The organism is Bradyrhizobium sp. SHOUNA76, assembly GCF_023006445.1.
GTDB lineage: Bacteria > Pseudomonadota > Alphaproteobacteria > Rhizobiales > Xanthobacteraceae > Bradyrhizobium.
Window position 1 is genome coordinate 1 of the sequence record NZ_JALBHA010000161.1, and the last position, 11,902, is coordinate 11,902.

13 protein-coding genes are annotated in these 11,902 nt (G+C 64.3%); 4 read left to right on the forward strand and 9 right to left on the reverse strand.

Annotated elements, in window-relative coordinates; all coding sequences use genetic code 11:
- A partial coding sequence (locus tag MOV74_RS18180; RefSeq protein WP_246925160.1) for an enoyl-CoA hydratase-related protein occupies positions 1-423 on the forward strand: 423 nt, incomplete at its 5' end.
- A 228-nt stretch (positions 424-651) separates the two neighbouring features.
- Here MOV74_RS18180 and MOV74_RS18185 read toward each other — a convergent pair.
- Together MOV74_RS18185 and MOV74_RS18190 are read right to left on the reverse strand one after the other, a co-directional pair.
- Entirely contained in the window at positions 652-1,275 is a 624-nt protein-coding gene (locus tag MOV74_RS18185) for a GNAT family N-acetyltransferase (RefSeq protein ID WP_246925162.1), read from the reverse strand.
- Between the two features lie 68 nt (positions 1,276-1,343).
- The gene (locus MOV74_RS18190; protein WP_246925164.1) at positions 1,344-1,547 is read right to left on the reverse strand and encodes a DUF1127 domain-containing protein; all 204 of its coding nucleotides are present in this window, start codon (positions 1,545-1,547) and stop codon (positions 1,344-1,346) included.
- Between the two features lie 110 nt (positions 1,548-1,657).
- Here MOV74_RS18190 and MOV74_RS18195 point away from each other — a divergent pair, with 110 nt between their 5' ends.
- Both MOV74_RS18195 and MOV74_RS18200 read left to right on the forward strand, forming a co-directional pair.
- A complete protein-coding gene (locus tag MOV74_RS18195) occupies positions 1,658-2,557 on the forward strand; it encodes a transcriptional regulator GcvA (RefSeq protein ID WP_246925166.1) in 900 nt (299 codons plus the stop codon).
- A 142-nt stretch (positions 2,558-2,699) separates the two neighbouring features.
- Complete coding sequence (locus MOV74_RS18200) at positions 2,700-4,031, forward strand: MFS transporter (RefSeq protein ID WP_246925168.1); 1,332 nt, start codon at positions 2,700-2,702, stop codon at positions 4,029-4,031.
- Positions 4,032-4,168: 137 nt separating this feature from the next.
- Here MOV74_RS18200 and MOV74_RS18205 read toward each other — a convergent pair whose 3' ends face one another.
- From MOV74_RS18205 to MOV74_RS18215, 3 genes are read right to left on the reverse strand one after another with little or no spacing between them, the layout of a single operon-like run.
- Positions 4,169-4,582, reverse strand: coding sequence for a Rieske (2Fe-2S) protein (locus tag MOV74_RS18205; RefSeq protein ID WP_246925171.1), 414 nt, complete (start codon positions 4,580-4,582; stop codon positions 4,169-4,171).
- Positions 4,582-5,691, reverse strand: coding sequence for an amidohydrolase family protein (locus MOV74_RS18210; protein WP_246925173.1), 1,110 nt, complete (start codon positions 5,689-5,691; stop codon positions 4,582-4,584). Before MOV74_RS18210 ends, MOV74_RS18205 begins: the two co-directional genes overlap by 1 nt.
- 24 nt (positions 5,692-5,715) lie before the next feature.
- On the reverse strand, positions 5,716-6,774 hold the full coding sequence (locus tag MOV74_RS18215) for an amidohydrolase family protein (protein WP_246925176.1): 1,059 nt from the start codon (positions 6,772-6,774) through the stop codon (positions 5,716-5,718).
- Positions 6,775-6,918: 144 nt separating this feature from the next.
- Between MOV74_RS18215 and MOV74_RS18220 the strand changes: the two genes are divergently transcribed.
- Positions 6,919-7,401, forward strand: coding sequence for a CinA family protein (locus MOV74_RS18220; RefSeq protein WP_246925179.1), 483 nt, complete (start codon positions 6,919-6,921; stop codon positions 7,399-7,401).
- A 192-nt stretch (positions 7,402-7,593) separates the two neighbouring features.
- Here MOV74_RS18220 and MOV74_RS18225 read toward each other — a convergent pair whose 3' ends face one another.
- The 4 genes from MOV74_RS18225 to MOV74_RS18240 form a co-directional block, all read right to left on the reverse strand.
- The gene (locus MOV74_RS18225) at positions 7,594-7,869 is read right to left on the reverse strand and encodes a DUF1488 family protein (protein ID WP_246925181.1); all 276 of its coding nucleotides are present in this window, start codon (positions 7,867-7,869) and stop codon (positions 7,594-7,596) included.
- A gap of 135 nt (positions 7,870-8,004) precedes the next feature.
- Positions 8,005-8,619 (reverse strand): tetratricopeptide repeat protein, encoded by a 615-nt coding sequence (locus MOV74_RS18230; RefSeq protein ID WP_246925184.1) that lies wholly within the window; start codon positions 8,617-8,619, stop codon positions 8,005-8,007.
- A gap of 121 nt (positions 8,620-8,740) precedes the next feature.
- Positions 8,741-10,210 (reverse strand): AMP nucleosidase, encoded by a 1,470-nt coding sequence (locus MOV74_RS18235; RefSeq protein ID WP_246925187.1) that lies wholly within the window; start codon positions 10,208-10,210, stop codon positions 8,741-8,743.
- Positions 10,211-10,423: 213 nt separating this feature from the next.
- The gene (locus tag MOV74_RS18240) at positions 10,424-11,758 is read right to left on the reverse strand and encodes an HlyD family type I secretion periplasmic adaptor subunit (RefSeq protein ID WP_246925190.1); all 1,335 of its coding nucleotides are present in this window, start codon (positions 11,756-11,758) and stop codon (positions 10,424-10,426) included.
- Positions 11,759-11,902 lie beyond the last annotated feature (144 nt).

Genomic DNA, 11,902 nt, shown 5'->3' on the forward strand with positions numbered 1-11,902 from the left:
ATCCGCATCGCCGCGCAATCCGCCTTCGTCGCCACCGGCTATGCGCGCATCGCGCTCAGCGGCGATTACGGCATCGCCTGGCTGTTGACGCGGCTGGTCGGCACCGCGCGGGCGCGGGAATTGATGTTCACCGGCGATCGGGTCGACGCCGCGCGCTGCGAGGCGATCGGCCTCGTCAATCGCGTCGTGCCCGACGACAGACTTCAAGCCGAAGCCTTTGCGCTAGCAAAGTCGCTCGCTGAAGGCCCGCGCCTGGCGCTGCGCTACATGAAGGACAATCTCGACGAGGCCGTACTGTTCGACTTCGAGACAGCGCGCGACCACGAGGCCGAACGATTGATCCGCCTGACCACGACCGCCGATCACAAGGAGGCGGTGCAGGCGTTCATCGAGAAGCGGAAAGCGGTGTTCACGGGGAAGTAGCCGGTTCGAAAAACCCTCACCGTCACCCTGAGGCGGCCGCTTCTTCAGCGGCCCTCGAAGGGCGACGGCCCGACTGTTGCCCGGAGGAATCGAACGCCAGGAAAGCAGCGGGGCGGTTCATCCTTCGAGGCTCGCTCTGCGGGCCGCCGCAGAGCGAGCGCCTCAGGATGACGGAAGTAAACAAAAAAAGCCCGGCTCTGTTTCACCAGAGCCGGGCTTGCAGTGGAGTCAGGCCGAGGCTGAGGGGCTATCGGCCTGACGGGAAAGGGCGGCGAGGCGCCAGCTCGCGCAGGGAATGTCTTTCGGTGCGACCGCGATCTCCTTGTCGAAGCGCACCAGCTTCCAGTCATCCGGATGATTGACGAAGGCGAAACCGGATTTGCGGGCGAGCGAAAGCATGGTTTCGTTGGAGCGGAGCGTCTCACCGAAGATATGCGCGGCGCCAAGCGCGGCGGCGCGGCATTCGAGGTTCTTCAGCAGCGCGGTGGCAATGCCGTGGCCCTGCCAGCGATCATCGACCGACAGGCCGAATTCGAGCGTCGCGGTTTCGGCGTGCAGCGCGTAGCGCGCCTCGGCAACGATGGTCTCGAAGCCGTCGACCCTCATGGTCGCGACCACCGTAAAACGTTCGCGCTCGCCAATCTCAAGGAAGTCGTGCAGCAGGCCGTTGGGCAGCTCGCTGATCGCGCCGAAGAAGCGGTTGTAACGCGAGCGGGTCGAGAGCGAGCGAAAATAGTGCTGAAGCTCGTCGGCGTCGCGCGGCTCGACGAAGCGAACGTTGAGCGCCTCGCCGTGACGGGTGCGCAGCGTGTCCGAATATTGCTGGAGGTCTTCGAGGCGGAGAGTGCTCATGACACATGCCCTACGGAAAAGGGACCGCCGGCGCCCCTGTCTTCAGGCGGCGCCGGCCTGGCGGCCAATCAGGCCCGCCAGAAGGGTTTGTCGGCCTCGGAGGCGATATCGCTCCAGGACAGTCCGACGTCCTGGAGATCCCGCGCCGTCCATTGGGTGAGCTCGCGCCTGTTGCGATAGCGCTCGTGCCAGACATGCAGCGTCTCACTGACCTGTTGAAGCAGGCTTGGCACATGATGATTTGTCATCGAGTTGTGAGTCAAAGTAGACATTTCCAGCTCCTGGAGCTAACTTGACCGCTAATATCTGCCTGCTGTTGCGCTGCGACAAACGACAATTTGTACCTTTTCGCATGAAATAACGTCATGTATCCTGCTGCCAAATGACTGCCAGATTGCCCTCCCTGAACGGATTGCGGGCGTTCGAGGCCGCCGCGCGCCATCTCAGCTTCACGCTGGCGGCCACCGAATTGAACGTGACGCAGACCGCGATCAGCCATCAGATCCGGAGGCTCGAGGAGGAGCTCGGCATCCGCCTGTTCATCCGGCAGAACCGCGCGCTGGCGCTGACGCCGGAAGCGCGCGACTATTTGCCGGGCGTCCGCGCGGCCTTCAACGACCTCCGGCTTGCGACCGACCGGTTGCTGCGCAAGGACGATGACAAGGTGCTGACCGTCTCGACCTTGGCCTCGCTCGCCGCAAAATGGCTGCTGCCGCGGCTGACGGATTTCCAGGAGCAGCATCCGGGCATCGATGTCCGCATCACCACCTCGGCCACCTTCGTCGACTTCCAGCGCGACAATGTCGATGCCGCGATCCGCTACGGCCGCGGCCAGTGGCCCGGCCTGCGCGCCGACTGGCTAATGGCGGATGAGCTGTTTCCGGTATGCAGTCCGTCGCTGCTGCGCGGCGACAAGCCGCTGCGCCGGCCTGAAGACCTCCGGCACCATCCGCTGCTGCACACCTCGAACACCAATAGCGACGATTGGCGGCTGTGGCTGACGGCGGCGGGCCTGCCGGCCGACATCGCCAGGCATCCTGGCATCACCTTCGACATGATCTTCATGACCGTCCAGGCCGCGATCGACGGCATCGGAGTCGCCATGGGGCGGACGTCCTACGTCCAGGACGACATCGCCAAGGGCCGCCTCGTGGTCCCTTTCAAGATCGCGCTGCCGGCGGATGCCGGCTTCTACCTGGTCTCGCCCGAGGGCCGCCGCGAGGCGCCGAAACTGGTCGCATTCCGGGAATGGATGCTCGCTGCAACGCAAAATAAAGCCTGAAGAATCATCGGCTTCCGCGGCAAAAGCGGTTGACTTGCTTCGCCCCGCGCGGGAAGGGATGAGACAGATTGTCGCAGCTACAATCTGCCGTCTTGCCGTGAAATCATTTCCGGTCCGGCCACGTCTTGAAGGGGAGAACGCCATGGCTGGACCAGCCACCTCAACCAATTCACCCGAAATCAAGTCGCGCATCGGCGCGATCCTGCGCGCGACGTCAGGCAATTTCCTCGAGCAGTTCGACTTCTTCCTGTTCGGCTTCTATGCCGCCGCCATCGGCAAGGCGTTCTTCCCCTCCTCCAACGAGACCGCGTCGCTGCTCAACACCTTCGGCGTGTTCTGGCTCGGCGCGTTGATGCGGCCGGTCGGCGCGATCGTGCTTGGCGCGTACATCGACCGCATCGGCCGCCGCCAGGGCCTGATCGTCACGCTCGGCATCATGGCCTTCGGCACCGTGGTGATCGCATTCTGCCCGAGTTACGCGACCATAGGCATCGCGGCGCCCGTCATCGTGCTGATCGGCCGGCTGCTGCAGGGCTTCTCAGCGGGCGTCGAACTCGGCGGCGTGTCGGTCTATCTCGCGGAAATCGCAACGCCCGGCAATCGCGGCTTCTACACCTCGTTCCAATCAGCGAGCCAGCAGGTCGCGATCTTCGTGGCCTCCATCCTCGGCTTCATCCTGTCCGAGGTGATGCCGGCCGACACGGTCGCCGCCTGGGGCTGGCGCATTCCCTTCTTCGTCGGCTGCCTGATCATTCCCCTGATCTTTGTCCTGCGGCGGACGCTGGAGGAGACGCCGGCCTTCCTCGCCATGAAGAAGCACCCCACGGCCAGCGAGGTGTTCGCCTCCGCGCTCGCCAATTGGCGCATCGTCGTCCTCGGCATGATGATCGCGATCCTGACCACGACGACGTTCTATTTCGTCACCGTCTACACGCCGACCTTCGGCAAGACGGTGCTGAAGCTGTCGACGCAGGACGCGTTGCTCGTGACCCTGCTGGTCGCGGTGAGCAACTTCATCTGGAATCCGGTCGGCGGCGCATTGTCCGACCGCATCGGCCGCAAGCCGGTGCTGCTCGCCATCGCCGGTCTCTCGCTTGTCACCGCCTATCCGGCGCTGCACTGGCTGGTGGCGGCGCCGACCTTCGGCAAGCTGCTCGCGGTCGAGATGATGTTCTCGTTCTATTTCGGTGTCTACAGCGGCACCATGTTAGGTGCGCTGGTCGAGATCGTGCCGGCGCATGTGCGCACCACCTGCTTCTCGCTTGCGTTTGCGCTCGCCGCCGCGCTGTTCGGCACCTTCACGCCGCTCGCCTCCACCTGGTTGATCGAGCGCACCGGTGACAAGGCCTCACCCGGCTTCTGGCTGATGTTCGCCGCCCTGCTCGGCATCATCGCGGCGTCGACGGTGTATCGCGGCGGCGGCAAGTCGGTGCCGACATATGATGCGGTGCCGGAGCCGGTCGCAGGGCATTAGAGCGGTGTTATTCCGGGGCGCGTAGCGCGAACTCTGATGCGCAATTGGGGCATCAGAGAATCCATTTCTCCGAGCATCCTGTTGCACGATGGATTCCGGGTTCGGCCCTGCGGACCGCCCCGGAATGACAGCGGCGGCTACAGCTCCACCACCACGTAGTCGCTCTCGACCCTGACCGTAACAGTCTCGGCGACATACGGCCCCTTCACCACGCTGGCACCCGGCTCGACTTGGGCGGGATAGGCCTTCACGCGGAAGCGGCGGGGGTCGCAATAGGATTGGCCGGTGCGGATGTCGAATTCCCATCCGTGCCAGGGGCAGCGGATGATCTCGCCGAGTTTCGTATATTCGATCTCGCCGGGATCCCGGGATTGCGCGAGCCCGATCAGCGGGCCCTCGCACAGCGCCGCGCCCTGATGCGGGCAGCGGTTCATCAGGCCGAAATATTCACCCTTGATGTTGAAGACCGCGATCGGCCGCCCGTCGATCTCCAGGAATTTTCGCGTGCCCGGCGGAAGCTCGTCGACCGGCGCGATGACATGCCGCGCCATCAACCAATCCCGTATAGGGCGCGCGCATTGCCGAGATAGAACGCCTCGCGATTGGCCTCGCTGACGCCCGCGGGTAAGACCCGCGAGGGCTCGTCATAGTCCCAATGCGGATAGTCGGTGGCGAACAGGAGCCGGTCCCAGCCGATCCAGTCGATGACATCGAACAAATCCTCGCGCCGTTCCGGATCCTCCATCGGCTGCGTGGTCCACCACACCTGCTCACGGATATATTCGGACGGCGGCCGCTTCACATGCGGCACCTCGCTGCGCAGGCGCTGCCACACCTTGTCCAGCCGCCACGCCAGCGACGGCGCCCAGCCGAAGCCGGCCTCGATCATCACCATCTTCAGTTTCGGGAAGCGCTCGAACACGCCTTCCAAAACAAGACTGGCCAGCGCCGATTGCTGGCACTGCGAATGGCCCACCATCTCCTCGATGTAATAGGAGGGCCAGCCCGACGGCGTGATCGGATTGCCGCCGAAGCCGAAGGCGTGGACGCCGACGGGCAGCCCCGCTTCTTCCGCGGCCTGATAGATCGGCCAGTAGCGGCGCTGGCCGAGCGGCTCGACATTGCGGCTGAGCAGCAGCACCTGGACGAAGTTCTTGTCGCCGGCGCGCTCGCGGATTTCGGCAGCGGCCGACAAACCATCCTCATTGCCGACGACGATGGACGCCTTCAACCGCTTGTCCCTGCTGGTCCATTTGTCGATCTGCCAGTCGTTGATCGCCGAGCACAGAGCGGCCGAGAGTTCATGATTGCGGATGCCCTGCCCGGTGTTGAGCGGATTGAGCACCCCTAACTGCACGTTGTTGGGATCGAGCAGCTGCTTCTGCATGAAGGAGAGCGAGGAGCCCTGCGGCCCGCCTTCGGGCGGATAGGCATCGCGGCGCGAGGCATTGGGCTGGGCCTTCGGATAGGGCGGGCCTTCCATCATGCCCTGATAGGCGTGGACACCGTAGACTTCGAGATGATGCTGCCAGCGTTTGGCGAGATAGGGATAGAGCTCGGTGCGGGTGGCGCGGGCCGGATGGATGTCGCAATCCGCGATCGCGGTTTTCGGAGTCAGTGGGGAAGCAGCTTCGGAGCTCTCGCGGAATTGGATATTCATCGCCTTGCCTCCTTTGGCAGCGGGCTAAGTCAGGCGGGGATAGGTCGCATGCGGATTGTCGATCATGATCTTGCGCACGAGATCAGGGGTGAGACCTTCGGGCAGCGCGTTCTGGCCGTCGAACTGCCAGTGCGGATAGTCCGTGGAGAATAGGACCAATTCGTCCGACTGCATATGATCAAACAGGCGAATTAATGTCGCGTCGTCTGGCGGCGCATCAAATGGCTGTAACGAGAAGCGGATGTTGCTGCGCACAATCTCCAGCGGCGCGCGATCGACCCAAGGCGTCTCCATTCGCACCCCGCGCCAGAACTTGTGCAGGCGCCAGAGATAGGGGGAGATCCAGGAGACGCCCGACTCCAGCATCACCATTTTCAGGCGCGGATATTTGGCGAACACGCCCTCGACGATCAGGCTCGTGAGCTGAGTCTGGAACGCCTGGGCCTGCCCGACATAATCCTCGATGTGATAGGAACCCCATCCCACCGCGGTCGGCGGATTGTGGTAAGCGGAACCGGCGTGGATGCCGACCGGAAGTTCCAGCCGTTCCGCGGCTTCATAGATCGGCCACAGCGCGCGCTTGCCGAGTGGCGTGTCGCCCATGACCAGCATCAGCACCTGCACAAAGCGCTTGTCCGGCGCGCAGCGCTCGATCTCGGCGACGGCCTTCTCGACGCTTTGCGTCGGGATCACGATCGAGCCGCGCAGCCGCTTGTCGCGATCGAGCCATTCCCGCGCCAGCCAGTCGTTCAACGCGCGGCAGAAGGCGGCCTGCAAATCTTCCGAAAACACCATCTGCACGCCGTAGAGCGGATTGCAGATGGCATGCTCGAGCTTGAAGGCATCGAGCACATGGCGTTGCATGTCCTCCAGGCTCTCGCCCGGCTTGCCGCTCTCGGGGCGCCAATCGGGGCGCGCCACGATCGGTGACCTCTCAGGATAGGATTGCGAGACGAGGTCGACCATGCCGCGCGTCGTCACCTGATCGCGCCAGTAATCGTTCAGGTACGGCAGCAAGCTGGTCAGATGCGGCACGGCCGGATGCACATCGCAATCCACCCCGCCCGCGATCAGGGACGCCATGACGCCTCCTTCACGTTTCCTCGTCAATTTTGTCTCTTGCCCGCCATTCAAGCAGGCCTGCCCGCCGCCCGCAACTCAGCGAGGGCAACCGGCATATGCTAGGAAGGCTGAGCAACGTTTCGGGGACATGAGAGGTTCAGGGAAATGAAAGAGCTCGTCGGCATTGCGGAACAGATCGCCGCCAAATTGATCGCGCGCAAACAGACCATCGCCGTGGCGGAATCCTCGACCGGTGGCCTGCTCGCGGCCAGCCTGCTCGCGGTGCCCGGCGCCTCCGCCTATTTCCTCGGCGGCGCGGTGGTCTACACCCGCGATGCCAGGCGCGTGCTGATGGATATTTCGGATGAAGGAATGAAGGGCTTTCGCTCCTCCTCGGAGCCCTACGCGCAATTGCTGGCCGAGCAGATGCGAACGCGCTTCAACAGCGATTGGGGCCTGTCCGAGACCGGCGCAGCCGGCCCCACCGGCAACCGCTATGGCGACGCCGCAGGTCATAGCTGCATGGCAGTCGCGGGGCCGGCGGCAGAGGTGATGACGCTGGAGACGGGGAGCAAAGAGCGGTTCGCGAACATGCAAATGTTCGCGGCGACGGCGCTGAGGTTGTTGTTGAGGAAGCTGGAGGAGTGAGCTGCTGCCGCAGCAGGGAGACTCCCAATACCGTCATCCTGAGGTGCGAGACACGTGGCGCAACGCGCCACGTGGGGAGCCTCGAAGGATGAACGGCCGGGATGCAGCGGGGCCGTCGCCCTTCGAGGCTCGCCGAAGAGGCGAGCACCTCAGGGTGACGCGGCGCTTTTTGCGCTTGCTGCAACGATTACCTCATCGCCCCAAATGCCGCATGAAAATCCGCACCACATAGCCCTGGAATCGCGGTGCCTCGTCGTACAGATCCGACGCGATCCGCTCGATGGTCTCGCGGAGCGACAGGAATTGCGCTTGGCGCGCGCTGCTTTCGGTGCCCTGCATGCCGGCGAGCTCGTCCATCGCGGCGTCGCTGATCTGGCACTGAACGACCTCGTCGTCGCTCAGCATGGTGAAGCGAAAGGCCAGCCGTTGGAGGTCGTGGCCGATGATCTTGTCGCGCGTCAGCGGCATCCAATTGTCCCGTTCGCCCCCCCGAACGGGACAATGCTGAAAATCTGCCGCGTTGTCACCATCCGCGCCGAAAGACATGGCCGTCATCCGGCGCCCCTCATCAGGAGGGATCGGTGAACCGGCTGCTCACCAGCTTCAATAGGTGAGCGCTGTGCCGGTCGGCCTCTCGAGTGCCGCGGACAGCGATCGATATTCCTCGCAGTTTGTCCCGCAAATCGACGCAATGCGGCCAAGGTGATAGAGCGCCTGCTCGCGATTGCCGCGCTCGAGCTGCCACAACCCGTAATATTGCCACGTCAGCACGTGGTTCGGGTCCGCCTTCAATGCGCGCTCATACCAGACCTGCGATTGCTCGTAATCGCCGAGCTTGCGATAGGAGTAGCCGATGAGGTTGGCGACGTTCGGATGGTCGTCATGGCCGAGCGACTTCAATTGCGCGATCGCGGCCGCATAGTCGTTGCGCGCGTAGACGGTGTCATAGGCCATGCGATAGCCGGGCGCGAATGCGGGATCGTCGATGCTGGACTGGTTGTTCGGCTTCTTGCCCTTCTGGGTTGCCTTGGTACCCGGGCGTTTCGGATAGGTCGGCTGCGGCTTTTGATCCGAATACGCTCCGGCATACGGATCGGTGGAACTGACGCCACCCCCGCCTCCGCCACCCCCGCCTCCACCCGCGGCGAATGCCGGCCAGCTCAACAGGGCTGCCGCGAATGTACCCAACGCGACGCACCTGATCATCGCTGCGATCATGTCTGCCTCCTGTACTGTTTCAAGCGGCCCCGGACGAATTGATAACCCTGCCTCGGCGGCAATATTCCGGGACGCTGCGCTTCAGAAGGCTTCAGCGTTCGTACGACAGATCCGGTGTCCTTTACTGGAACGCGACCTCGGCGAAGCTGCGCAGCTTTCGCGAATGCAGCCGCTCCGATTCCTGCTGCTTGAGCCGCTCCAGTGCCTTCAGGCCGATCTCGAGATGCTGGCCGACGCGGCGGCGGTAGAATTCGCTGGCCATGCCGGCGAGCTTGATCTCGCCGTGCAGTGGTTTGTCGGAGACGCAGAGCAGCGTGCCGTAGGGCACACGGAAACGATAGCCGTTGGCGGCGATCGCGGCCGATTCCATGTCGAGCGCAACCGCGCGCGACTGCGACAGGCGGCGGATCACCGCCGGCCCGGAGATCTCCCAATTGCGGTTGTCGACACTCGCCACCGTCCCCGTGCGCATCAGGCGCTTGAGCTCAAAGCCTTCGAGCCCCGTGACGTCCTCGACCGCCTCCTCGAGCGCGACCTGCATCTCGGCCAGCGCCGGGATCGGCACCCACAAGGGCAGCTCGCGATCGAGCACATGGTCCTCGCGCACATAGCCGTGCGCGAGCACGTAGTCGCCGAGCCGCTGCGTGTTGCGCAGGCCCGCGCAGTGGCCAAGCATCAGCCAGGCATGCGGGCGGAGCACCGCGACGTGGTCGGTGACGTTGCGCGCATTGGACGGACCGGTGCCGATGTTGATGAGGGTGATGCCGCGATAGCCCGGCGCGACCAGGTGGAAGGCCGGCATTTGCGGCGTGCGCGCAGGCGCGTCCCCGCTGGTGGCGCCGCCGCTGCGCGTGATGACATTGCCCGGCGTGACGAAGGCTTCGAGGCCGGCCTCGCCGGACTGGAGCCGCTGCTGGCAAGCTTGCGCGAAGGCGTCGACATAGAACTGGTAGTTGGTGAAGATCACGAAATTCTGGAAATGCTCGGGGTCGGTGCCGGTGTAATGATAGAGCCGGCGCAGCGAGTAATCGACGCGAGCGGCCCGAAAGAGCGACAGCGGCTCGGGCGCGCCGGGCTGGAGCTCGAACGTGCCGTCGGCGATCGAATCGTCCATCGTCGCGAGATCAGGCACGTCGAACGCATCGCGCAGCGACCGTGCGACGGCGGAATTCTCGCTGGTGGTAATGGCGGCCTCGATGTTGATATCGCGGCGGTAGGCGAAGTGGATCGGGATCGGCTCGGACGATTCTCCGATCTCGACCGGAACGCCATGGTTCTGGATCAGCAGTCCGATCTGTTCGACGAGATAGCTGCGGAACAGATCCGGCCGTGTGACGCTGGTCTCGTGCACGCCGGGGCCGGCGACGAAGCCATAGGCCAGGCGCGAATCCAGGCGCGCATGCGTTGCGGTGGTGACGCGGACGAAGGGATAATAGGCCCGCACCCGCGTCGTGATCGCTTCGCCGCCAACATAGGCCTCGAACCGGTCGCGCAGGAACTTCGTGTTGCGCTCGTAGATCTCTTCCAGGCGGGCAACGGCGAGGGACGCGTCGGAGAAGGATTCGGTGGCGATGGAGGGGAGAGATTGCATGGGTCGACCGCCGGTTTGCTGAGGCTCGAGTCGAACTATAGCAAAGAAGGAGATGCCGTAGGGTGGGCAAAGCGAAGCGTGCCCACCAATACGCTCGTCATAAAAAGATGGTGGGCACGGCGCTTTGCGCCTTTGCCCACCCTACGAGACCGAGTCTGCCGTCCGTGATCCCGGATGCGCGCTAAGCGCGCCCGGATGACGCGCTTTCGCGTGTCACTTCTCCCGGAACGCCCGCATCAGCTGGTCGTGCAGCGGCTTCATCAGATAGGACAGCATGGTGCGGTCGCCAGTCTGGACGAAGGCTTCCACGGGCATGCCGGGAATCATCTTGACGTCGCCGAGACGGGCGATCTCCTCGGCGGGCATCGAGACGCGGATGGTGTAGTAGCTCTGACCGGTGCGCTGGTCGGTGGTGACGTCGGGCGAAACGCGGCTGACGAGGCCGTTGAGCTCCGGTGTGGTGCGCTGGTTGAAGGCCGAGAGGCGCAGCAGCGTCTTCTGGCCGATCTGGAGCTTGTCGATGTCGACCGGGTTGACCTTGGCCTCGACCTGGAGATCGTCGGCCTGCGGCACGATCAGCATCAGCGCATCACCGGCGGTGACGACGCCGCCCACCGTGTGCACGGTCGATTGCAGCACCATGCCGTCCTGCGGCGCGCGGATGTCGATGCGGCGAAGCTGGTCTTCGGCGGCGACCTTGCGCTCGATCAGTTCCCCGATCTTGTCGTTGGTCTCGCGCAGGTCCTTGGAGACTTCGCTCACCACGTCCTTGTCGACCTGGATGATCTGCAGCTCGGTCTCGGTGATCTTGCCCTTGGCCTGGGCGCGCGAGGCGATGTACTGCGCGCGCTCGCCGTTGAGGCGTGCCGAGTCGCGTTCGAGCTGGGTCAGGCGCGAGATCTGCACCAGACGCTTGTCGTAGAGCTCCCGCACGCCGGTGAGCTCGTTCTGCACCAGCGAGATCTCCTGGTCCTTCGCCTTCTCCTGGGCGCTGAGGCCCGAGATTTCCTCATTGAGCTGCGTGATGCGCTCGCGTAGCTGCGCCTTCTGTCCGGTGCGGCCGTTGACGCGGACGTCGAACAGCTTGGTTTCGGCGGAGAGCAGCAGCTTGACGTCAGGATCGATGGCGCGCTCGAGCAGGGCCTGCGGAAATTCGATTCTGTCGACACCGCGCTGCTCGGCCTGCAATCGCGCCGCGCGCGCCTGCGCGGCGTCGAGATTCTTGGTGACGATGGCAAGATTCGCCTTGGTGACGGTGTCGTCGAGCCGCACCACGATGTCGCCGGCCTTGACCAGGTCGCCATCGCGGGCGCGCACCTCGCCAACCACGCCGCCGGTCGGGTGCTGCACCTTCTTGACGTTGGATTCGACCACGATCTGCCCCGGCGCGATCAGCGCACCTGAGATCAGAACGGTCGACGCCCAGCCGCCGAGACCGACGACAAGGACGACCACGATCACGAGGCCGAGGATCAGGTGAAACTTGATGGATTCACGCACGGTCTTCTTCGCGGCAGGCTTCGGGCCGCCGATGGCCATCGTGCTCATGGCTTGGCCACTCCGCCTTCGCTGACGATCTTGATCGGTGCCGGCGGCGTCACGCGCGGCTGCAGCACCTGGGCGAGCACCTGCTCCTTCGGGCCGAACGCCTGCATGCGGCCGTCGCGCAGCACCAGGACCTGGTCGACCGCC